This window comes from Salinisphaera hydrothermalis C41B8 (assembly GCF_000732535.1).
Taxonomy (GTDB): Bacteria; Pseudomonadota; Gammaproteobacteria; order Nevskiales; family Salinisphaeraceae; genus Salinisphaera; species Salinisphaera hydrothermalis.
In genome coordinates, this window is record NZ_APNK01000006.1 from 69,533 (window position 1) to 90,546 (window position 21,014).

General features: G+C 65.1%; 22 protein-coding genes. 8 read left to right on the forward strand and 14 right to left on the reverse strand.

Going from position 1 to position 21,014, the window contains the following annotated elements; translation table 11 throughout:
• Positions 1-70: 70 nt before the first annotated feature.
• Positions 71-736: an HAD-IA family hydrolase gene (locus C41B8_RS06245; protein WP_037335587.1), complete on the forward strand. Its 666-nt coding sequence runs from the start codon at positions 71-73 to the stop codon at positions 734-736.
• A gap of 3 nt (positions 737-739) precedes the next feature.
• Here C41B8_RS06245 and pdxR read toward each other — a convergent pair whose 3' ends face one another.
• Entirely contained in the window at positions 740-2,236 is a 1,497-nt protein-coding gene (gene pdxR, locus C41B8_RS06250; RefSeq protein ID WP_051883171.1) for a MocR-like pyridoxine biosynthesis transcription factor PdxR, read from the reverse strand.
• Positions 2,237-2,303: 67 nt separating this feature from the next.
• Here pdxR and C41B8_RS06255 point away from each other — a divergent pair, with 67 nt between their 5' ends.
• The 3 genes from C41B8_RS06255 (at position 2,304) to C41B8_RS06265 (ending at position 3,791) form a co-directional block, all read left to right on the forward strand.
• Complete coding sequence (locus C41B8_RS06255) at positions 2,304-3,032, forward strand: GNAT family N-acetyltransferase (protein WP_037335589.1); 729 nt, start codon at positions 2,304-2,306, stop codon at positions 3,030-3,032.
• Between the two features lie 82 nt (positions 3,033-3,114).
• A complete protein-coding gene (locus C41B8_RS06260) occupies positions 3,115-3,510 on the forward strand; it encodes a hypothetical protein (RefSeq protein ID WP_037335592.1) in 396 nt (131 codons plus the stop codon).
• Positions 3,511-3,596: 86 nt separating this feature from the next.
• Complete coding sequence (locus C41B8_RS06265) at positions 3,597-3,791, forward strand: DUF2795 domain-containing protein (protein WP_037335604.1); 195 nt, start codon at positions 3,597-3,599, stop codon at positions 3,789-3,791.
• A gap of 34 nt (positions 3,792-3,825) precedes the next feature.
• Here C41B8_RS06265 and C41B8_RS06270 read toward each other — a convergent pair whose 3' ends face one another.
• Together C41B8_RS06270 and C41B8_RS20415 are read right to left on the reverse strand one after the other, a co-directional pair.
• Positions 3,826-4,530, reverse strand: a complete 705-nt coding sequence (locus C41B8_RS06270) for a uracil-DNA glycosylase family protein (RefSeq protein ID WP_037335607.1) — start codon at positions 4,528-4,530, stop codon at positions 3,826-3,828.
• 61 nt (positions 4,531-4,591) lie between these two features.
• The gene (locus C41B8_RS20415) at positions 4,592-4,750 is read right to left on the reverse strand and encodes a hypothetical protein (protein WP_156962442.1); all 159 of its coding nucleotides are present in this window, start codon (positions 4,748-4,750) and stop codon (positions 4,592-4,594) included.
• A gap of 145 nt (positions 4,751-4,895) precedes the next feature.
• On the opposite strand from C41B8_RS20415, the gene C41B8_RS06275 reads away from it, so the two are divergent.
• The gene (locus tag C41B8_RS06275) at positions 4,896-5,285 is read left to right on the forward strand and encodes an EF-hand domain-containing protein (RefSeq protein ID WP_037335609.1); all 390 of its coding nucleotides are present in this window, start codon (positions 4,896-4,898) and stop codon (positions 5,283-5,285) included.
• On the opposite strand, the gene C41B8_RS06280 is transcribed toward C41B8_RS06275, so the two are convergent.
• The 6 genes from C41B8_RS06280 to C41B8_RS06305 all read right to left on the reverse strand — a co-directional run bounded on the left by C41B8_RS06280 (position 5,279) and on the right by C41B8_RS06305 (position 11,532).
• Positions 5,279-5,770, reverse strand: a complete 492-nt coding sequence (locus C41B8_RS06280) for a TIGR00645 family protein (RefSeq protein ID WP_037335780.1) — start codon at positions 5,768-5,770, stop codon at positions 5,279-5,281. The two genes, C41B8_RS06275 and C41B8_RS06280, sit on opposite strands and share 7 nt — an antisense overlap.
• A gap of 294 nt (positions 5,771-6,064) precedes the next feature.
• A complete protein-coding gene (locus C41B8_RS06285) occupies positions 6,065-7,153 on the reverse strand; it encodes a GGDEF domain-containing protein (protein ID WP_051883172.1) in 1,089 nt (362 codons plus the stop codon).
• A gap of 123 nt (positions 7,154-7,276) precedes the next feature.
• On the reverse strand, positions 7,277-7,555 hold the full coding sequence (locus C41B8_RS06290) for an ACT domain-containing protein (RefSeq protein ID WP_037335612.1): 279 nt from the start codon (positions 7,553-7,555) through the stop codon (positions 7,277-7,279).
• 3 nt (positions 7,556-7,558) lie between these two features.
• A complete protein-coding gene (gene ilvG, locus C41B8_RS06295) occupies positions 7,559-9,274 on the reverse strand; it encodes an acetolactate synthase 2 catalytic subunit (protein WP_037335616.1) in 1,716 nt (571 codons plus the stop codon).
• Between the two features lie 326 nt (positions 9,275-9,600).
• Complete coding sequence (locus C41B8_RS06300) at positions 9,601-11,031, reverse strand: MATE family efflux transporter (RefSeq protein ID WP_084188588.1); 1,431 nt, start codon at positions 11,029-11,031, stop codon at positions 9,601-9,603.
• Between the two features lie 72 nt (positions 11,032-11,103).
• Positions 11,104-11,532: a DUF2267 domain-containing protein gene (locus C41B8_RS06305; protein ID WP_037335620.1), complete on the reverse strand. Its 429-nt coding sequence runs from the start codon at positions 11,530-11,532 to the stop codon at positions 11,104-11,106.
• Between the two features lie 283 nt (positions 11,533-11,815).
• Here C41B8_RS06305 and C41B8_RS19470 point away from each other — a divergent pair, with 283 nt between their 5' ends.
• Complete coding sequence (locus C41B8_RS19470) at positions 11,816-13,072, forward strand: GGDEF domain-containing protein (RefSeq protein WP_198025077.1); 1,257 nt, start codon at positions 11,816-11,818, stop codon at positions 13,070-13,072.
• Positions 13,073-13,156: 84 nt separating this feature from the next.
• On the opposite strand, the gene otnI is transcribed toward C41B8_RS19470, so the two are convergent.
• Together otnI and hemG are read right to left on the reverse strand one after the other, a co-directional pair.
• Positions 13,157-13,939: a 2-oxo-tetronate isomerase gene (gene otnI / locus C41B8_RS06315; RefSeq protein ID WP_037335786.1), complete on the reverse strand. Its 783-nt coding sequence runs from the start codon at positions 13,937-13,939 to the stop codon at positions 13,157-13,159.
• A 113-nt stretch (positions 13,940-14,052) separates the two neighbouring features.
• Complete coding sequence (gene hemG / locus C41B8_RS06320; RefSeq protein ID WP_051883175.1) at positions 14,053-15,444, reverse strand: protoporphyrinogen oxidase; 1,392 nt, start codon at positions 15,442-15,444, stop codon at positions 14,053-14,055.
• Between the two features lie 198 nt (positions 15,445-15,642).
• On the opposite strand from hemG, the gene C41B8_RS06325 reads away from it, so the two are divergent.
• Positions 15,643-16,122, forward strand: coding sequence for a universal stress protein (locus tag C41B8_RS06325; RefSeq protein ID WP_037335621.1), 480 nt, complete (start codon positions 15,643-15,645; stop codon positions 16,120-16,122).
• Between the two features lie 78 nt (positions 16,123-16,200).
• Here C41B8_RS06325 and C41B8_RS06330 read toward each other — a convergent pair whose 3' ends face one another.
• Entirely contained in the window at positions 16,201-17,472 is a 1,272-nt protein-coding gene (locus C41B8_RS06330; RefSeq protein ID WP_084188590.1) for a carbohydrate porin, read from the reverse strand.
• Between the two features lie 124 nt (positions 17,473-17,596).
• On the reverse strand, positions 17,597-18,154 hold the full coding sequence (locus C41B8_RS06335) for a VOC family protein (RefSeq protein ID WP_037335624.1): 558 nt from the start codon (positions 18,152-18,154) through the stop codon (positions 17,597-17,599).
• A gap of 516 nt (positions 18,155-18,670) precedes the next feature.
• Between C41B8_RS06335 and C41B8_RS06340 the strand changes: the two genes are divergently transcribed.
• Entirely contained in the window at positions 18,671-20,023 is a 1,353-nt protein-coding gene (locus C41B8_RS06340; RefSeq protein WP_051883176.1) for a cytochrome P450, read from the forward strand.
• Positions 20,024-20,313: 290 nt separating this feature from the next.
• On the opposite strand, the gene C41B8_RS06345 is transcribed toward C41B8_RS06340, so the two are convergent.
• Positions 20,314-20,985 carry a dienelactone hydrolase family protein gene (locus C41B8_RS06345; protein ID WP_084188592.1) on the reverse strand — a complete coding sequence of 224 codons (672 nt, stop codon included), beginning with the start codon at positions 20,983-20,985 and terminating at the stop codon, positions 20,314-20,316.
• Positions 20,986-21,014: the final 29 nt, after the last annotated feature.

The following is a 21,014-nucleotide window of genomic DNA, read 5'->3' on the forward strand; positions in this document are numbered from 1 at the left end:
TAACGGGCAGGACAACCGCCTCGTCTCAAGGTAGGCTTGAGCGCCTCGTTTCCCGATTGCACGTATTCCGATGGCCCATTCGAGCGTCCCGCACCCCGCATTCGATGCCTTGCTGTTCGATATGGACGGCACCGTACTGACCTCGATCGCCGCCGCCGAACGGGTCTGGACGCAGTGGGCGCGCCGCCACGGCCTGGATGTCGACACCTTCCTGCCGACCATTCACGGCAAACGCGCGATCGACACGGTCCGCGACGCCGGCGTCCCCGGCATCGACGTCGAAGCCGAAGCCCAGGCTATTCTAGAAGCCGAAGTCGCCGACGTAGAGGGTATCGAGCCGATCACCGGCGCCGCCGATTTCCTGGCTAGCCTGCCGCGTGATCGCTGGGCGATCGTGACCTCGGCGCCGCGCCGTCTGGCAGAACGCCGCATCGAGGCCGCCGGCCTGCCGTTGCCGGAAAATCTGATCGCCGGCGACGATGTCACCCGCGGTAAACCGGCCCCGGATGCCTTCCAACTTGGCGCCAAGCGTCTGGGCGTGGAGGCGGCGCGCTGCCTGATCTTCGAGGACGCCACCGCCGGCGTGCAGGCCGCCGAAGCCGTAGGCGCGTCCGTGGTCGTAGTCAGCGCGCTGCATTCCGCCGCAACCGATACGCCACATCCCAGTATTCCGGATTATCGCGGCGTGTCCTCGGAAGTGCTCGACGATGGCCGCCTGCGGGTACATCTGCCGTAGGCGTCACCCCATAAGCTCACGCCGCAGCCAACACCCGGCCCGGTCAATCTCGGTTTCATCCGCGTTGGCGTAACCCAGCACCAGACCGGGCATGGCGGGCGCCTCGGCGTAGTATCCGGACAGCGGTACAAGCGCGATGCCCTGTGTCGCGGCCGCCTCGATCAGCCGGCGCTCGGCATCTTGCGAGGCCAGCCGCAGCACCACGTGCAAACCGGCGTCGCCGCCCATCAGCTCGGCCGCCGGCCCCAGCGCCTCACGCAGCCGGGCCTGTCGTTGCCGATACAGCCGGCGCATACGCGCCACGTGCTTGGCATAACTCCCCTCGTGCATGAACGCCGCCAGCGCGGCCTGCACGATATAGTCGCCTTCACGGAACTGGCGCACATTGGCTCGACGCATGGGCGCCACCAGCGAGGGCGGTAACACGACATAGCCGAGCCGCAAGCCGGGATACAACGTCTTGCTGAAAGTGCCGACATACAACACCGGCGCGCCGCCGTCGCCGGCATCGGTCAGCCCCTGCAGGGACGACAACGGCGCCGAGCTGTAGCGAAACTCGCTGTCGTAGTCGTCCTCGATGATCCAGGCCCCGTGTCGCCGCGCGAGGTCGAGCAGCGCCTGCCGTCGGCTCATCGTCAGCGTGACGCCCATCGGAAACTGGTTTGATGGCGTCAGATGTATGAGCTTCGGGCGGGCCGATTCCGGTTTCGCTGCCGCCGGATCGAGCCCGTGCGCGTCCACCGTCACCGGCGCCAGTGACAGTCCGGCCGCCGTGAAGGCCGCACGCGCGCCGGCGTAGCCCGGCTCTTCCACCCAGACCGTATCCCCCGGATCCGACAGCATCCGCGCGATCAGGTCGAACGCATGCTGGGCACCGTGGGTAATGAGGATCTGGTCGGCCCGGCATCGCACGTTGCGCGCGATGGTCACATAATCGGCGATCGCGGCCTTGAGTGCCGGATGCCCTCCTTCAGCGCCATAATCCAGCCAGCGTCCGCGTTGTCGGGTGCGATGGCGGCGCAGCACGCGTTGCCATGCCGCCCAGGGAAACGCATCCAGTGCCGGCACGCCGGGGACGAACGCACCGCGATTGCCTTGACCGCCGCGGGAATAAGCCAGCAGCGTCTGGCCTCGTCGGGACAGGCCGACCGATCGCGACGTACGATCCGCGGCCGCGCCGGTCGGGCGCCGGAACCCGATATCCGCCACATAGAGCCCGGCCCCCGGGCGCGTGTCCACAAAGCCTTCGGCGCCGAGATGATCGAGTGCCGCCAACGCCGTATTGCGGCCGATACCCAACTCGCGCGCGATCCGTCGCGACGACGGCAACGAGCGGCCGGCCGCGAGCTCGCCGGACTGAATCCAGCCGCGCAGCGCATCGTAGAGACAACGCGCAAGCGTCGTGTCTGCCTCGCGCCGAGCCAGTGCCAGACGCAGGCCATCCACGATCCAAGTGTCGGTGCTGGCGCCGCGACGCACTGGTTCCTTCGAATCGGGCATGACTGGATCTTACGCTGGAACCGGCGCGCTTGCAGACTGGCCCCCGTCACGTCCGTCCACGATTATCATGTCCGCCACGACCAACGCCCACGGCCAGCCGATCGGCCCCGCTCTGCCCAACTGGCAGGCGCCGCCCCATCCCGCCCGCGAACCGATGGCCGGGCGTTTCTGTCGCCTCGAACCGCTATCGCCAACACGGCATGCCGCGGCCCTGTACGAACAGATCGCGATCGACGACGATCCGTCCGGCTGGACTTATCTCGGCTACGGCCCGTTCCAATCGGCCGCGGCGTATCGCGCCTGGGTTGCCGATGTGGCCGCCGGCGACGATCCGCTGTTCTTTGCCATCGTGGATGCTCAGGACAACCAGCCGATCGGCGTGGCCAGCTATTTGCGCATCGACCCGCCCAACGGCGCGATCGAAGTCGGCCATCTGCATTTCACGCATCGATTGCGGCAGACGCCGGCTGCCACCGAGGCCATGGCGCTTATGATGCGGCGTGCGTTCGAACTCGGCTATCGACGCTACGAATGGAAATGCGATGCGCTGAATGCCCCATCGAGTCGCGCCGCCGCACGACTCGGTTTTCAGTTCGAGGGGGTATTCCGCCAGGCCGTGGTTTATAACGACCGCAGTCGCGATACCGCGTGGTTCTCGATCATCGATCGCGAATGGCCGGCAATCGACGCCGCGCTCACGGCCTGGCTGGCGCCCGACAACTTCGATGCCGACGGGCGCCAACGCCAATCACTGTCGGCATTCATGCCGAGGGGCCAGACGGAGATCGACGACTGAACACGCGCGCCCACGACAGTTCATGCAGCGTGCAGACAAGCCCGTTCAAAGTGACGGGATATCCCTCGATGCGGATTGCCTGATGTACACGCGTCGTTTACTTGTAGCCACTCTCGTTGCCCTGTTCGCCCTGACCGCCGGCTGTGCCCGCGGCCCGAGCGGCGACGACCTGCGAGCAGCCATCCAGGCTAATGTTCGATCCGATCTATCGAAAGTGGATTCGCTGGCCAGCACGCTCGGCGGCGATTCGGCCGTCCATCTGCTGCGGGCGCTCGGATCACCCGATCCGAAGGACGTCCGCGTTGAACATGTGACGGTGCTCGAGCAGCAACGCCTCGACGACGGCGACTACGACATGCGCGTGCGCTACGACCTGGTCACGCCGAACGGCAGCGACACGCTCACCCGCGACTTGTTGCTCGAACACCGCGACGACGGTCACTGGCGGGCGGTGCCCCACGAGCAATCCGACTCGTAGATCGATCGGTAGATTCCCCGGTTGTGGCGGCGCTTCCGACTTGGTCGGATAGAAGACGCTTCATTTCCACGCAAAAGGAATCCGACATGGCCTACGATCCGACCCAGGTCGCCACTTATCTCGAAGGCGCCGAGTTCCCTGCCACCGGCGGCGAACTGGCCGGCGTGGCGGCCGGCAACGACGCCCCGGAAGAACTGTTGACGCGGCTTCGCTCGTTCGAGGGTCGGCATTTCCAGGATGCGCCCGCAGTGGCCGAAGCCCTGACCCAGGGCACCGACTGAGTCGCCCGCAATCCGTCCGGGCCGGCCGGCGCCGTTAGCGCGCCGCGTCGAGCGCCAGCCGGTCGGGGCGGGCGTCGAGCGCGCGCAGGCGTCCCCGTAGCAGATCGGGGAAGCGTGCGTACCAGGTCGCGTTCAACGGCGACGGATGGGGCAGCGGGTAAAGCGTAAACGTCGCGGACGTCCCTTTTTCGGTGGCCAGCGCGACGTCGATCGACGACTCGAAGCGATCCGCGCTCTTCCAGAACGCTTCGATGCGCTGACGCTCGGCTTTCGACTGGTCGATACCGAACCAGAGAAACGCTTCACGCCCGAGCGTGATTAGGGAGCGGCCCTGCCATTGCTCGATCAGCAACGCGTTCATCAAGGGATGAAAACGCCGCTTGACCTTCATCGACCAGGCTTTGTTGCCCACCGGTTTGTAGGGCACCGTGTTGATCCAGAAAAACTCGCGGCCGAGTTCGCGCGATGTCTCGAAATCCGGCATCGGCTCGCCGTGCAGATATTCGTAGATCGTGCGGCGCACGAGCTGGCCGCCGGCCCCGATGAACGGCTCGCCGTAGCGGACTTCATCGCGCCCGGGATCGCGCCCGAAAAAACCGATGCGCGCATTAGGCCGCCCGAGCCCGATGATGGGCTCCAGCGGGTCCTTGTCGAAACGCGCATAGACCTCGGTGTCGATGCCTTCGGTTTCGCCGGCGAGTGCGCGAAAGGCGCGGCGCTGATGGTCGTCGAGAGGCATCGGCCCGTCCTTGGCTACCTATTTCCTGAGCAATCGGCGCGCAATATACCACCCCGTTCACTCAACGGTCGTCGTCGTTACCGGGCTCGTCGTCGTGCGGATCGGCCGGCCCGTCACTGTGACGGTTCGTCTCGTCCTGGCTTCCGCGCCGTGGGCGCGAGGGATCGTCCTTGATGGGGTCTTCTTCCCGGCGCTGTCGGTCGTTCGGCTTGATCGCCATGATGCACTCCTGAAGTTATGCCGCAGGTGAATACCGGGCCAGCATCACGCCGAACCCTACCCTGGACCTACCCGTGCTCTACCGGATGGTTGCAGGGCATTCCCCGGGGCTAGCCTCGGGGCCTCATTCGCACAGACGTTTCGTCATGTCTCGTTTTTCCTATCTCGCCCTGCCGACCCTGCTGATCATGGCGGCCGGTCCGGCACTCGCCGCGCCCTCCTTCGATTCGCTGGATCACAACCACGACGGGCATATCAAGAAAGAAGAGCTCTACGGTCAGATCCACGACTACGCCCGGTGGGATCGCAACGATAACGGGTTGATTGAACGCAACGAATTCGAGCGGCTGCCGTTCAAGAAACAACAATTCAGCGACTGGGACAGCAACGGCGACGGCGAGATCGACTCAAAGGAGTTTTACGACGGTTTGTTCCGCGCCTACGACCGCGATCGCAACGGCCGCTGGACGCGCCGCGAGTATCGTGAAGCCCGTGCCAACGGCCTGTTCGGCGCCGGTGGCACGAACGGTCAGTGATGCCGCGTGAGCTTGTCCAGTATCCCCATGGCAAACGCCGAAACGACGAACGTGATATGAATAATCACGTACCACATGAGGTTCGACTCGGCCACGTTGGGCGTGTTCATGAAGATCTTGAGCAGATGGATGGACGAGATCGCGACGATCGAAGACGCGACCTTGTTCTTGAGACTCGTATAGTCCATCCGGCCGAGCCAGTCGAGCTTGTCCGAATCCGAGGCCAGGTCGAGCCGCGAGACGAAACTTTCGTAGCTCGACAGCATCACCATCACGATCAGGCCGCCCACGAGCGCAAGATCGATCAACGTGAGTACGAGCAGCACCAGATCGGTCTCCTTGATGGCCAGGATATGCGGCAGCACGTGGAGAATTTCCTGGAAAAACTTGATGCCCAACGCCACCAGCGCGAGGCTGAGCCCGAGGTAGATCGGAGCGAGCACCCAGCGCGACGCATAGATCAAGCGCTCGATCACGGTTTCGATACGTTCACCCGGCGACACCGGCATTCTCCTTGTAGCGGCCTATGGGTCACTTCCATGCCCGGGGCGGCGACCGCCGGGCTTCCGGATAATGAGTCTACACAAGCAGGCAGGCGACCAGACCGATAACGCCCGCCGGCGACCGCGTCGCGTTCACGATCACCATTGACGATCCCGATCTCAACCTGGCCCGCATGTTGCTTGGGGCGTGCTGTATCTGTCGTGCGATGTCTATGCCGATGCGGCGACGGGGCCGGAGCGGCCACCTTTTGGCGGCGCGGGCCACGCCACGCGGCTTCAACAGGCGAGGTCTTCTCCCAGCGGCACTTCGGGCGCCGCGGCCGGGGCCGGTGTCACCCGGTTGCGTCCGGCCATCTTGCTTTCGTACAGGGCTCGGTCGGCCCGTACGATGGCGGCTTCCAGCGTTTCACCGGGGGCGAGGCTGGCCACGCCGAGCGATACGGTGCAGGCCACCTCGGTTGGCGCTTTCGGTACCAGCGGATGACGTGCCACAGCGACGCGCACGCGCCGTGCAAAGTCCAGCGCGGCTTCAATGTCGGTATTCGGCAGCAGAAACAGAAATTCCTCGCCACCCCAGCGGGCAACCGTATCGGACGCGCGACAACAAGCCTGGAACAGCCCGCTGACGTGAACAAGTACCCGGTCGCCGACATCATGCCCGAGTTCGTCGTTGATTTGCTTGAAGTGATCGATATCCACGATCACCAACGACAACGACGTGTCGTCACGCCGGGCGCGTGCCAGCTCGCCCTCGGCGATCTCCAGCAGATGGCGGCGGTTGAACAGCTGGGTCAGCGTATCCCGGGTCGCGTGTTCGCGCAGGCGCCCCTCGGTGCGCCGCACGAGCAGATAATAGAACCGCGCGGTATAGCTCGCCATCGCGAAGAATATCGACACGTTGAAGACGTTGAGTAACGCGAGCGCGGTGTCATCGATCGGCACGAGCGGGCCGAGTTGATTCGACACTGCATGCAGTCCGAGGTAGATCGCGAACAACATCGCCAGCGGCGCCGCCACCCGTGGCCAGTCGCCGCTGACCATGATCGCGGGAATAAACATTAACAGGTAGTAGTTGAACCCGGCGTCCCAACCGACGCAGAGGCTACCGATGACGGCATGGCCGATTACTTCGAGCCAGATCAGCAACAACGCGCTGCGATTCCATCGCCATACGAGCAGTCGGTTGGCCGCCCCATAGAGCCCGACGCTCAGCACATTCAACCACGCCAGCAAGGGCGAACCGGCCCATAGAAAAAAGACGAAGAACACGATATCGACGCTCGCCGCCAGAATCGTGACCCGGCGCGTCATCATCCAGAACGCTGCATGCGCCGTGGTGCGACGCGCATCCGCTGCCAGGCTCATCACGATCCCCCTCGTCAGCCTGTTCACCTGATTTTTACGCCGGGCCCCGCGGGGGCGTTATCGAAGGCGTCGTCCGTCCAGTTTACAACAGCATTCCGCGCACTCCACGTCGACGCGGCGACATCAAGCCGAGCGGGATTCCACCACGAAACATCGGTCCAACGGCCGTTGCACTGAGCGCACGACATGAAGCTTTTCCAGCTGCGCACGCAGCGTCTCGGCCGAGCGCGCACCGGAGACCGTGAGGTCCACATGCAGCTGATCCGCCTCATGGGCCGCGTGCACGCGCTCGATCACGAATCCGCGACGGCGCACGACCTGAAACAGTCGTTCCAGACCGGCCGGTTCGAAATCGAGTCGGCAGATCAAGCGATGTATTGCGGCGGTCTTCGGCTCGGACATGACTCAGGCCTCGGCAGTGGCCGCCGGCATGGCGGCGGGAACGGCGTGCAGCATGTCGCGATTGGCCCGGCCGGGCGCGACGGTCGGCCAGACGTTGTCGGCGCGATCGATCGCCACGTGCAGCAGGGCCGCCCCGGGCGCCTCGAACAACGCCCGCAAGCCGGCATCGATCTCCCCGATGCGCGTCACGCAATGTGTCGGAATATCAAAAGCCGAGGCGAGCACGGCGAAATCGGGATTGTCGTCCAGATCGATCTGGCTTTCGCGGTTGTCGTAGAACAGCTCCTGTTGCTGGCGCACCATGCCCAGACAGGCGTTGTCGGCCACCACGATCTTCACCGGCAGGCGGTGGCGACGGATCGTGGCCAGTTCCTGCACATTCATCATGAACGAGCCATCGCCGGCGATATTGATGACGGTCCGCGCCGGATGCGCGAACTGGGCGCCGATCGCCGCCGGCAGGCCGTAGCCCATCGTACCGAGACCGCCGCTGCTCAGATGATGGCGCGGCGCATCGAAGGCGAAATGCTGGGCCACCCACATCTGGTGCTGGCCGACGTCGCAGGCCACGATCGCATCGGCGGGCGCCGCATCCGACAGCGCCCGCACGAAAGCCGGGCCGCCGATCGGCGCCCGCGGGTCGGCCGGCCGGGTCGCGGCAAACCCGTCGCGGGCGCGCCAGTCCCGGCAGCGGCGTCGCCAGGCCGCGATCGCCAGCGGTCGGTCGGCGAGCGTCTGCGTCAGCGCCGTCAACATCGGCGCCAAGTCGCCGCGTAGCCCCAATTCGGCGCGGCGTCGCTTGTTCAGCTCGGCAGCATCGATATCAAGATGGATCAGACGCGCGTTCGGCGCGAATCCGTCGAGCTGCCCGGTCGCACGATCGTCGAGCCGGGCCCCGACCACCAACAACAGATCGCAGGCATCGACGGCCTGATTGGCCGCCTTGGAGCCATGCATGCCAAGCATGCCCAGATCCTCCGCATGCGCCCGCCCGGCATTGCCGATGCCGTTGAGGCTGTGCACATGCGGCAGCCCCGAGGTTTCGGCAAACGCACGGAACGCCGCTTCGGCGCCGGCACGGCTCACGCCACCGCCGCTGTACAACAACGGCCGGCGCGCCCGGCGCAGCATATCGACGATGGCCGCCACGTCGGTAAGAGCAGCGCCACCACCGGGCGCGCGCCCGGGCTCGGTGGGCTCGGCCCATGCCATCGCCGCGACCTCGCCCTGCAGCACATCCTTCGGGATATCGATCCACACCGGACCAGGCCGGCCGCTGGCAGCCAGGCGCAAGGCCTCGTCGATGGCCGGCCCGACCTCCTCGGCCCGGGTGACGAGCGCACTATGCTTGACGATGTCCAGCGTCATGCCGAGCACGTCGACTTCCTGGAACGCGTCCGTGCCGATCAGCGCCGACGGGGCCTGCCCCGTGATCACCACCATCGGCACCGAGTCGCGATGAGCGTTGGCCACACCGGTAATCAGGTTCGTCGCGCCCGGCCCGGAAGTGGCAATGGCCACGCCGACCCGGCCGCTGGATCGCGCATAGCCGTCGGCCGCCAGCGCACAGCCCTGTTCGTGCCGACACAACACGTGCGTAACCCCGGCGCTATCCACCAGCGCATCGTAGAGGGGCATGATGCATCCGCCGGGGTAGCCGAACACGGTATCGATGCCGTGGGCCTCGAAAATCTCCAGGATCTGCTGTGCTGCGTTCATTGCTTGTCGTCCACGAGTCGTCCGTTTGTCGAGCGGCCAAAAAAAAGCCCCCGGAACCTTGCGGTGCCGGGGGCTTCGGAGTGCCTGATTGTCGGATGTCGGTTTATCTCATCCTTTCACGCACGCCAAAACCCCCGGCGGGTACGAGTACCACCAGGGCGCCTACGACGCGTACGTTGACGAGATTGAACAGCATGGCGTGCGGCTTTGCCTGCATCCGATTACAACTGGCCCAGAAATTACGGTGCGCTCGCGCGGCTGTCAATACCACGAGGCCCGGCCCGGCGGGTTCGCACGCGCGGCCGTGACGTTCTGGCAGACAGCCATCAGCGCAGCGTCGTCTGCGTGACCTGGCCCGGCCGATAGGCCGCGGCCTCCGCCTCGATCGGATCGGACTCGATCACCTGGGCTCGTTTCCAACCGCCACGCGCGAACCAGATCCCCGCGATCGCCGCCGTGATGGTGTTCTGTACCGGATAGGCAATCCAGATACCGGTCGCCCCGAGCCCGGCGTGGGTGGACAACAGCCAGGCCAGCGGGAATTGCAGCATCCACAGCGAAACGAGCGCGATCATCATCGCCACGACGGTATTGCCCGAACCGCGAAATGCGCCCGTGATGACTTGCTGGGCGCCGATCAGCCCATAGCTGAAAGCGGTGATCTGCACGAACAGGCTGCCCTGGGCGATCACGGCCGGCGATTGCGGCACGAACGCCCGTACGATCGGCACGGCGAAGAAGAACGCCAGCACGCCGATTGCCGTAAGCACGACCACCGCAATCAACGCCGAAAGCCAGGCCGTGCGCTCGGCCCGGTCGACACGCCCGGCGCCGATGTTCTGCCCCACCAGCGCCGAGGTCGCCTGCGACAGACCCAACGCGGGGATGATCACAAAGCTGAGCATTCGCGTGCCGATGCCGTAGGCCGCCAGCGTATGCGTGCCGAACCCGGCCACCAGAATCGTCATCAGCATCAACCCGAGCGCGCGGGTGGATTGCTCGACCCCCGACGGCGCACCGAGCTTGAACAAGCGCCAGAGCGTGGCGATGTCGGGCACCAGATGCCGCGCTCGCAACGCAATGCCGTAGCGGCCCGAAAACAGCATCCACAGACCGACGACCGCCGCCAGCCCCTGGGTGATAACGGTGGCGAGCGCCGCCCCGGCCACCCCCATCGCCGGCACCGGCCCAAATCCGAGGATGAACAATGGGTCGAGAATGAAATTGAGCACCACCGTGCCGGAGACGATGTACAACGGCGTGCGCGCGTCGCCCACGCCGCGCATCAGCGACTGGAAAATCACGTACGCAAACAGAAACGGCATGCCGACGAACGACACCCGCATGTAGATCGTCGCCAGCGGCAGCACCTCGGCGCGGGCGCCGAGAAACAGCACCACCCAGTGCGCGGTGATTGCGCCGACAACGGCCACGATCAACGAAATAGCGAGCACGCCCACCAGCGCCTGCGCGGCCACGTGGTTCACCTGCGCCCGGTCGCCGCGGCCGGTGTATTGCGACACCAGGATCGTGCCGGCGATCGCCAGCCCCAGGCCGAGCGAAATCAGGAAGAAGATCACCGGAAAACTGAGCGACACGGCGGCCACGGCCGCCGCGCCGAGGCGACCCACCCAGAACGTGTCGATCAGCTGATAAGCCGTCTGCAGCAGGTTGGAGAACACGATCGGCACTGCCAGCGCGAGCAGCGCCCGGACGATGGAACCCTGGGTCAGATCACGAGTCGAGGATGAAGCCACGATGCCGCCGGCTAGCGAATACAGAGCCTCATGCTACATCGCAGGCCGTGCCGGCTCGGCACCGCGTCGGCATCAGTGCAGCACGACGGCGTGAATATCGTCCGGCAGCGACTCGCCGATCTTGTTCATCAGGCCTGCGTCGAGTTCGCGATCGAGCACACGAAACACGGCGCGCGACGCGATGCCGGCCTGCTCGGCGCCGATATGGGTACCGGCACGGGCGATCGCCTGTCGCCACTCGTCGGCACGGCGGTATTTCTTCGGCACGTCGGCGGGCACGAAGCCTTCGTAATAGAGCCCGCGGATCAACAGCGGGAGCTGGGCCCCGAAGCGGGCACACTGATCGAGCGGCAATCGATCGCGCAGCGTGGTCAGCACGGCGCGTAACGTCTGGAAGGCATATTGCTTGTCGTGGGTGCCCAGCTCCGACATGAGGGCATCGAGCCAGCGATTGGTTTCCTGCACCGACGTATCGATCGTGGCCAGTCCGAGTTCGGGCATGGTTCGTATTCCCGTGGGAGGCGCAGCCGTCCGATGCGAACAGCCGCACGCGGTGAATGGTGGCCCCACCTTGTAGCGCCCCCGCTGGACGATCAATGCGAAACTCTCCGGATGCGCGTGGCGAGCGTACGCCAGCGGCGTCCTGACCTGCCGTTGCCGACGCTTCGAGACAGGCTATTTGCCCCCGCACGCCGCGGCAGTGGGATAATGCAGTGATGCTCACCGCCCGAAACACGGCATGATGGCGCTACGGCACAATGCTCTGACTGGCGTCGAGTCCGCCTTGCGTCGTGTTTCCGTGGGACGGCGTACGATCGCCGTGCTCGTTCTGTTGTTGTTGCCGCTCGGCGTACTCAGCATCGTGAGCGTCGCCGTACTCGATGCACAACAGAGCGCCTTCCGGGAAAGCGTGCAGGAATCGATCGATACGCTCATGCCGTTGACAACGCTCGAGTATTACCTGCAAAGCGCGCGCATCGACGGGTTGGAGGCCGAAACCGGCCAGCCCGAGTCGAATACCCAAACCCTGGCCGCCCGCATCGATACCACGTTCGCACGAATGGGCCGGGCCGAGGCGAATCCGGATCTATCTGCGCATCTCGTGGAATCCGCACGCACGGCATGGGACAAAGCGCGGCCGGCCGTGGAGCATCTCGTGACCCAGCCCCATACCCTGAGCGGCGAGACGCCGCGTCTTGCGCCGTCCGAGCAGGAACTGGCCCGATCGATCGACGATATTCAGCAGGCGCGCGCACAACTCACGCAGGCCATCAAGTCGCGCTACGAGCGGGCCGAACACGAGCGTCATGCCCAGATCGTGCGGCTGATCTGGGCCTGGGCGGCCACCCTGTTGTTCGCGATCGTGTTGATCGGCGTATTCGTGTATTCGCTGCTACGCCCGGTACGCGCGCTCAATCGCGTTGCCGAACGTCTGGAGTCCGGCGAATTCGGCGCTCGGGCGCCGACGGTCGGCAATGATGAACTCACGCGGCTCTCGCAGCGCTTCAACGCCATGGTGGAAAGCTGGGAACACACGCAGCGGGATTTGCTGACCCAGGCCGAATACGACGCCCTTACGCATGTTCTCAATCGACGCGGTATCCGTAGCGTTCTGGATATCGAGCTCGCCAACCATCGCCAGCGGGGTCATCCGCTCAGCGTGCTGGTGCTGGATCTGGATCGCTTCAAGCCCATCAACGATACCTATGGCCACGGCGCCGGCGACCGTGCCCTCGTCTGGATCGCCGAACAGATCACCCAGACGTTGCGCAAAACCGATCATCTCGGTCGTTACGGGGGCGACGAGTTTCTCGCCGTGTTGCCCAATACCTGCAAGACCGAAGCAATTCGGCTGGCCGAACGACTGACCCAGGCCATCGACCGGGCCGCACGCGGCCGGCCGACATTGCCGGCTCTGAGCGTCGGTACCGCCAGCCTGTCCGAAGACGGGGCGACCGCCGACGAACTCGTGGAAGCCGCGGACGCCGTCCTGTATCGCCACAAGCAGTGGCGCCGGGAACAACGCGGCGCCAGGGCCTGATCACGGCATCGTGATGCCCGCATCAACCGGGTAGGCACGCCGTTCAGCCGATCGCCTCGAACGGCCTTTGCCGAGTCGCGCCGATCAACGGCGGCGCCATGGCGCGAACCAGCCGAGACCGGATTCGGTGTCGTCGCGCGGGATATATTCACAGCCGACCCAGCCGTTATAACCAGCCGCATCGAGCCGCTCGAACAGCCACGGGTAGTTGAGTTCCCCGTCGTCCGGTTCGTTGCGCTCCGGCACGCCGGCGATCTGGATATGGCCGATATTGTCGCGCCCGGCCCGGAACGTGGTCCAGATATCGCCGTCCATGATCTGGGCATGATAGAAATCCATCTGCACCGCGATATTATCGGCGCCGACCTCGGCCACGATCTCGTGCGCCGCCGCCTGACGTGTCAGGAAATAATGCGGCATGTCACGGCTGTTGATCGGCTCGATCAACGCCGTGATGCCGTATGCAGCGAATCGATCCGCTGCATGGGCCAGGTTGTCGAGATAGGTGGCGTGCATGGCCTCGGCGGCAGCCAGATCGGCCACGTTGCCGGCCATGACGTGTACCCGCCGGCAGTCGAGCCGCTCGGCGTAGCGTAGTACGTCGTCCAGGCCGGCACGAAACTCGGCCTCGCGCCCTGGCAACGCCGCCAGCCCGCGCTCGCCGCCATCCCAGTCGCCGGGCGGCGCATTGAACAACACCTGGGTCAGCCGGTGGGCCTCGAGCGCCCCGGCGATGTCGTCGGCCGCCCAGGCATAAGGAAACAGAAACTCGACGCCGGCAAAGCCGGCATGCGCGGCACGTTCGAAGCGCGCCATGAATTCGACTTCATTGAACATCAGGCTGAGATTGGCGGCAAAACGCGGCATGGCGAACTCCTCCGGCACTGCGGCCCGGTTCGACGGCGGGCGCCGGCCGGGCATCGTCTGTATTGATCCACGTCCGATCCCAGGCGGCAAGCACGGCCGAGCACGAGCGTCTGTTATCGCGCGGCGATCTGCTCGCCAAGCCGACGTCCGTTTTCAAGACAGTCGCCGACCGCAATGCCGTCGCGCCAGTTGCCGGCCAGCGACAACCCGGGATGATGCGTCAATGCCGCATCGATCGCCGCCACCCGATCCAGATGACCGATCTCGTACTGCGGGATCGCCCTCGGCCAGCGTACGACGCGCTGCCACACCGGCGCGCCCCGGATATGCAACAGATCACTCAGATCGGCGATCGCCTGGCCGATCTGGGTTGCATCGTCTTCTTCGGTGATCTGCGGTGAACGTCGCCCGCCCAGGAATACGTTGAGCAGGTGATGGCCCTCGGGCGCACGATGCGCAAACAACGACGACGGAAACAGCACGCCCAGCGTCTGGCGCTGCTCGACACGCGGAATCAGCAGACCGAACCCGTCGAGCGGATGCCCGATGTCGGCTTGACGAAAACCGAGCGACACCACGTTCACCGGCGGATACACGATCTCGGCCAGCGGCTCGGCCAACGCTACGTCGACCGGCGCCAGTAGACGCGCCGCGACATGCGCCGGCACAGCAAGCAACAGCTCGCGCGCGCGCCAGCGGCGACCGGCATCGTCCTCGGCCAGCCAGTGGTCGTCTTCCCGCGCGATGCGCTCGATCCGGCAATTGCAGGCCAGCGTGGCATTCGGGCGTGCCGTAATCACTTCGCCCAGCCGCTCGGCCAGGCGCTGCAGCCCGGATGGAAAACTCAACAGCCGACCGCGCCATTCGCGCGGCACCGCCGGGCCCTGTCGTGCGCCGCGGAACAACCGGGCCAACCCGCCGCAAATCAACGAGCCATGCGCCTGTTCGAGCGCCACCAGCCGCGGCATCGCCGCCTTGGCCGACAAGCGTTGCGGATCACCGGCATAGACCCCGGAGACGAACGGATCGACCAGGCGATCCATGATGCGCGGGCCCAGGCGCCGCGTTACGAAGTCGGCCAGGCTTTCCTCGTCGGACGGCCCGCGGCCGACGAACGGCTCGCGCAACAGCCCCGCCCAGCCTTGCCAGCCCAGCAATGGATTGCCCGGTGCGTTCCATAACCGGGTCGGCAGCGGGACCGGATGACCATTGAGCGCGATGAAACGCTTGCGGCTGGCGTCGTCGGCCGGCCGGGCTTCGTCGAGCAGCGACAGCTCTTGCAGCAGCGCATAGAACGGCGGCTTCATGATCACCGTATTCGGGCCGTGCTCGATCTGCCATTCGCCCGCGCGCTCGCTGTGCAGATTGCCGCCGATCCGAGGCGACGCCTCCAGCAGCGCCACCCGCCGGCCGTTTCGGGCCAGCGACCAGGCCGCCGCCAGCCCGGTCGCGCCGGCACCGACCACGAGCGCATCCCGCACTTCTGGATCACCGGCTTCCGGCATGACGCCTCACCTTCCGCAAATCACGTCCCAGTATAAGCATCCGCTCCCGGTTGTCCGACGCCCCTCAGGCTCGCTGCAGGTCGGCGAACGGCCCTCATCACACATTACCGGGCCCGATCGAAACGCAGTTGATCCGCATCAATCGACCGCGCCGCCCCGGGCGCGAAACTGAAAACATCAAGGCCCGGAGAATTCATCATGTCGCAAACCCTGCTCGTGCCGCTGGACCTGAATCAGGAATCCGCTTTCGAAAGCATATTCGCAGCGGTGAAACGCATCGCCGACTCAAAAAACACGCGCGTCATTCTGCTGACTGTCATTCCCGAGATATCGGTGGGCGTGCTGCCGTTCATCGGTCTCGACGAAATGAACAATCTGGGGCGCGTCGCGCGCGTCCAGCTCGAACGGCTGGCCGAACAAGAGCTCGGCGATGCCGTGGCCTGGGAGATCGAAGTCCGGATCGGACCGGTGCCGCGCACGATTGTCAGCCGGGGCGAGCATTACAATGTCGACATGATCATCATGGCGTCGCACAACCCGGTCTACTGGGATGTGCTGCTCGGCAGTACCGCGGCACAGGTGGTCCGCCACAGCCGCCGCTCGATCCTGATCGTCCGCCAGCCGGGCGACAAGCCGGCCCATATCAACGACGTGAGCCGCGACGCGCTCATGCTCTGACCCCGGCGGCGCGCATCGCTCGACATCATCGTGCGGCAACACGCCCTGACCGATCTAGCGGTTTTAGTACCGCCCGACTCACCAGGTCAGCTGGCCCCGTAACCCGACCACCGTGGCATTGCCGGTCGAACGATCCACGCCCGGATGGACGATGTACTGCATATCGGGCTGGAGCGTCACGTATTGATTGACCGGCAGCTGATATGTGAGCTCGATCGCGGTCTCGGCGCGGTTGGTATCGGGCGTGGCATCGCGATACACCGAGGCCGCATGCGCCCGGGCGACCGCCAGCCCGAGCACATCGTCCGGACGCTCGGGCACCAGGCCGGTCACATCGACACCGGCCCCCAGATAACGATTCAACGGATTGCGGTCGCTCTGCGTCCCGCTGATCTGGGCGAATACATCCACCTTAGGCGTGGCCGGGCCGCCGATCAGCCGATCCTGCCCGATGATATAAAAACCGCTGTCGTGATCGCGCAAACGGCCCGCCGGGTCGTGGTAGTCAGCGGTTTGATACCACCCGCCGACGGCCAGCTTGTACGGCTTGTCGCCGCCGCCGGTCATGCCCGTTTCGGCCGATGTGAAGACCCCGTCGTGCGCATGAAACGCGATATGCGTTCCGGCCGGATGACCCGGCAGACCCGGCGTGCCGTCGAACACGCTGGCCATGGCGTAAGCGCCACTATCGCCTTGCCAGCGCGCCACCGCCCCGACGGCGGTGGTCGGATACTGAGACACGTTCGATACGGCCGTGGTCGCATCCAGCCCGAACGAGCTGTTGATGAACACCCCGGCCGCATCGAGCGTATCGAACAGCGCGTTCCAGTCCTGCTTGCCGATTCGCAGCATCACGCCGGACTGACCGAAATCGTGCTGATACCAGGCCGAGTACAGCTTGCTCGTATCGTAGGCCTCGATGTTATCCAGGCCCTGAAGATCGCCTACATCATTCGAGATCGAACTGCCCAGCGTGCCCAGATAATCGAAATACAACCGGTTATCGTCCGATCCGCCCCAGATCCGCCCCAGATCCGGCCGTCGATGCCGGCGCTGAGATTGACGGCGCCCGGCGCCGCCGTGCCCCGTCGTATACCGCCACTTACGTTGCTGAAGACGTCCTGGGTGTAAGTCGCCCCGAGAGTCAGTCCCGGGGTCAACGTGGCCGCCATGGCGCCCGGCATCACAACGGCGCTGGCGACGCCCAACGAGCCCCACAGCAATACAAGATATTTTTTCAATAACATCGGCACGGATATCGGAAGGATTGAGGCGGCGGGTAACACATCGTGATCGTGCAAGACGGTCGCGTACCGGGGCGATATCGCTCGTCGGCACGTGGACGGGCACAGGGGCTCTGGGTCACAGGTCAAAACGTAGCAGGCAATTGTCGGCTTGCGACGGCCATAGCCTACGTATTTAGAGCCTCAAGGGTTTCGGTCGAGATCTTACAAGCCCAACCGGCGCCGCGCGATCATCGCCGCTGCTCGTTCTTCGATGGCAACCGTCGCATGGCTGCCTGCCATGGCGGTCGCGTCCATTGGGGATGGCGGGCCCATTCTGTTTTTAGCGCACGTCGCCAACGCCGCCAGGCGGCTGGCGACGGCAACAGCGGCGTATGACTCAGTTCGAAATGGATGCCGCTGATCGGGTCGTCGAAAAATACAGCGTAATACCCGGGTGTATAGACCGGATACTCGGCCGGTGGCTCGGTGACCTCGACCTGCTGTTCGAGCAGAAACTCGTTGTGGAAAGCATCGACCTCGCGGCGATTTTTCGCCCAGAGCGCAATATGGTGAATGCCGGGCGCATGATTTCTCGCGTGCAGGCGAGTCCCGCCGGACGCCGGCTGAATCCCGATGTAGCTGTGGAACAGCGGGAAACGCGCCATGTAATAGGTCGAGCGATAACCGATATCCAGCGTCCAAAAGCTCTTGTAGCCCAGCCAACCGAACATGCGATCGAAAAAAGCGATCGATTCGTCATAGTCGAGCACCGAGAACTCGACGTGGTGGACGCCTTTCCATCTCATGGCGACTCCGTCTCGAACATGGCGCAGTGTCCTCCGGGGCCCCGCCATGCAAACCGGGGCCGGCTGTGTCCCGCCGGCCCCGCAGGATTACAACCGATCACTCCGAAGCTTTCTGCGCGGCTTTTTCAGCCTTGGCCGCACGTTTCTCCTTCAAAGTACGGGTCGGTTTTTTCTTGGCCATTTTCTTTCGATCCATTCCCTTACTCATGACACAGACTCCTGGCTGTTCATTCAGCAGCAAATGGTGACTCATCCTCGCTGGCGGCTCGCCCGCCGGTCCGCGGTGGACAACTCAGCCGTCACACGGGCGCGGCGGCTACTTTCGAGCCCAGCGTTCGTCGAGTGTATGCCAATTTGATGCGATGCGGGGCGGATTTTTGGGGCGACAGGCCACTGGATTATCGCAATAAAAATCAGCATTTTGCGGCATTAATCAATAACCTTTACATTGAGCAATGATTGATTTGGCGTCTCGCCCGGTGTAGCGTCAAACCACGCGCGCTCCGGAGCTGCCTGATGCATGGAGATACGGCCCACAACGCCAGCGACCCGGTCCATAGACTGCCGGACGGGCCTCGGGCCCCGTTTCTGCTGCGCATGCTCATGGCCTCGTTCGATCGCAGCAAATCGATGTCGCTCGACGAACGCCGCGCCCAATACGGGCCGGATTTCACGCTCAAACTCCCCCTGTTCGGCAAATGCCTGGTGATCAGCGAGCCGGACGAGGTGCGCCAGATCTTCAAGGCCGATCCGACCGATCTCGGCAATATGGAACCCAATCTCGGGCGCGTCATGGGCTCGGGGTCGCTGTTCGCCCGCTCCGGCGAGTCGCACCGCTCGCAGCGCAAACTGCTCACGCCCGCGTTTCACGGCAATCGCCTGGCCGAATACCGTACCCTGATGGCCGCCGAAGCCCGCGCCGGCATGGCGAACTGGCCCGTCGGCAAGGCCGTGGCCAGTCTGCCGGCGATGAACGCCATCACGCTCAACATCATCCTGCGCACGGTATTCGGCGCCGAGGGCGAGGATCTGGATGCGCTTCGCCGCCTGCTGCCGCGCATGGTCAAACTCGGCTCGATCCTGGCCGCCACGCCGATCCCCGAGTGGGATCTGTTCGGCTATGCGCCGTGGGGCCGCTTCAACCGCATGCGCGCCGAATACGATGCCATCGTCGGCCGGCTGATCGAGCGGGCGCGAGCCGATCCAAACATCGCGGCACGCAGCGATATTCTCGCCATGCTTATCGGCGCTCACTACGACGACGGCGCGCCGATGACCGACGACGAGATCGCCGACGAACTCATTACCCTGCTCACCGCCGGCCACGAAACCACCGCCACCACCCTGGCCTGGGCGATCGAGCGCCTGCGCCGCCATCCCGAATTCATGGCCAAACTGGTGGCCGCGCTGGATGCCGGCGACGACGCCCTGCTCGGCGCGTTCATCAACGAAGTGCAGCGCACGCGCCCGGTGATCGCGATGACCTTCCGCCAGGTTCTCACCGACGGTTATGCCATCGGCCGCTGGCGGGTGCCGCGCGGCATGCACCTGATGATCGCGATCTCGCTGGTGCAGACCGATCCGCGGCTGTTCGACGAGCCCAAGCAATTCCGGCCCGAACGCTTTATCGAGAAACGCCCCGATCCCTACGAACTCATTCCGTTCGGCGGCGGCGTTCGTCGTTGTATCGGCGCCGCTTTCGCGCAGATGGAATTACAGGTCGTCCTGCGCACGCTGCTGACCGAACATGTGATCGAGCCGACGAACCAACGCGGCGAAGCCTGGCTGTCGCGCGGCGTGGCCTTTGCCCCGGCCAAAGGCGGCCAGATCGTTCGCTACCCGCGCGAGGCGATGCAGCACGTCGCTTAAGAGCCTATTCCAATAGGACGTCGGGGGCTGCGCTGGTCTGAGCGTGTGCCCGGCTAGGCGCGGCCGACGCCGCGTGGTCATTTCACGTCAGGAGGCCGCAACACCGCCGGGTGCGCGCTCAGACCCGCCCTCCGGGGCGCCCGCTCGGGCCCCAGGGCGGTGTCAGGGGCGCCTTGTGTGGCGCCACCACACCGCGTCGCCCCTTCCTACCCCTGCGGCCCGAGCGGGCGCCGCAGCCTACGCCGTCCTATTGGAATAGGCTCTAAGTCGCCGGCGTCGCCCCGATCACGTCAGACCATATATTGCCGGAACCAATCCCGGGCCAGATCGCTGACGGTTTCCAGGGCACCCGGCTCTTCGAACAAATGGGTGGCACCGGGCACGATTTCGATCTTCACGAGGCCGGGCATGTGTCGGGCTGCCGTCTGGTTGAGTTCGAGAACCTCCGGATCCTGCGCGCCGACGATGAGCAGCGTCGGCGCATGGACCGCGGCCAGATGGCCGTGCGCCAGATCCGGACGCCCGCCGCGCGACACCACCGCCGAGATCCGCTCGCCCTGCCGGGCAGCGGCGATCAACGCCGCAGCGGCGCCGGTACTGGCGCCGAAATAGCCGACGGGCAATTCGCCGATGCCGTGCTGCTTGCGCAACCAGTTGGTGGCCCATTCCAGGCGCTCGGCCAGCAACGGGATATCGAACCGGAATTCTCGCGTGCGCTGGTCGACTCGATCCTCGGTCGGGGTCAGCAGATCGAGCAGGACCGTGGCGAACCCGGCGTCGACGAGGCGCGCGGCGACCCAGCGGTTGCGCGGGCTCAATCGACTGCTCCCGCTGCCGTGCGCGAACAGAATGGTACCGCGAAGGCCGACGGCCGGCCGGATGACGTCGGCCGATAGCGAAATGCCTTGGCGCGTGATGCGAACGGCGGTCTCGGCGCTGCGAACGGCAGGGGTTGATGTCATTGAAGGACTCGGTGAACGAACTGCGCGCG

Bases quoted from the DNA above. Each gene is read 5' to 3' on its own strand.
- C41B8_RS06245 (WP_037335587.1), top strand. From the start codon at position 71: ATGGCCCATTCGAGCGTCCCGCACCCCGCATTCGATGCCTTGCTGTTC.
- C41B8_RS06265 (WP_037335604.1), top strand. From the start codon at position 3,597: ATGGCCTACGATCCGACCCAGGTCGCCACTTATCTCGAAGGCGCCGAG.
- C41B8_RS06325 (WP_037335621.1), top strand. From the start codon at position 15,643: ATGTCGCAAACCCTGCTCGTGCCGCTGGACCTGAATCAGGAATCCGCT.
- C41B8_RS06285 (WP_051883172.1), bottom strand. From the start codon at position 7,153: ATGAGCCTGGCAGCGGATGCGCGTCGCACCACGGCGCATGCAGCGTTC.
- C41B8_RS06290 (WP_037335612.1), bottom strand. From the start codon at position 7,555: ATGTCCGAGCCGAAGACCGCCGCAATACATCGCTTGATCTGCCGACTC.
- C41B8_RS06275 (WP_037335609.1), top strand. From the start codon at position 4,896: ATGTCTCGTTTTTCCTATCTCGCCCTGCCGACCCTGCTGATCATGGCG.
- otnI (WP_037335786.1), bottom strand. From the start codon at position 13,939: ATGCCGCGTTTTGCCGCCAATCTCAGCCTGATGTTCAATGAAGTCGAA.
- C41B8_RS06335 (WP_037335624.1), bottom strand. From the start codon at position 18,154: ATGAGATGGAAAGGCGTCCACCACGTCGAGTTCTCGGTGCTCGACTAT.
- ilvG (WP_037335616.1), bottom strand. From the start codon at position 9,274: ATGAACGCAGCACAGCAGATCCTGGAGATTTTCGAGGCCCACGGCATC.
- C41B8_RS06255 (WP_037335589.1), top strand. From the start codon at position 2,304: ATGTCCGCCACGACCAACGCCCACGGCCAGCCGATCGGCCCCGCTCTG.
- C41B8_RS20415 (WP_156962442.1), bottom strand. From the start codon at position 4,750: ATGGCGATCAAGCCGAACGACCGACAGCGCCGGGAAGAAGACCCCATC.
- C41B8_RS06340 (WP_051883176.1), top strand. From the start codon at position 18,671: ATGCATGGAGATACGGCCCACAACGCCAGCGACCCGGTCCATAGACTG.
- C41B8_RS06260 (WP_037335592.1), top strand. From the start codon at position 3,115: ATGTACACGCGTCGTTTACTTGTAGCCACTCTCGTTGCCCTGTTCGCC.
- C41B8_RS06345 (WP_084188592.1), bottom strand. From the start codon at position 20,985: ATGACATCAACCCCTGCCGTTCGCAGCGCCGAGACCGCCGTTCGCATC.
- hemG (WP_051883175.1), bottom strand. From the start codon at position 15,444: ATGCCGGAAGCCGGTGATCCAGAAGTGCGGGATGCGCTCGTGGTCGGT.
- C41B8_RS06305 (WP_037335620.1), bottom strand. From the start codon at position 11,532: ATGCCCGAACTCGGACTGGCCACGATCGATACGTCGGTGCAGGAAACC.
- C41B8_RS06270 (WP_037335607.1), bottom strand. From the start codon at position 4,530: ATGCCTCTCGACGACCATCAGCGCCGCGCCTTTCGCGCACTCGCCGGC.
- pdxR (WP_051883171.1), bottom strand. From the start codon at position 2,236: ATGCCCGATTCGAAGGAACCAGTGCGTCGCGGCGCCAGCACCGACACT.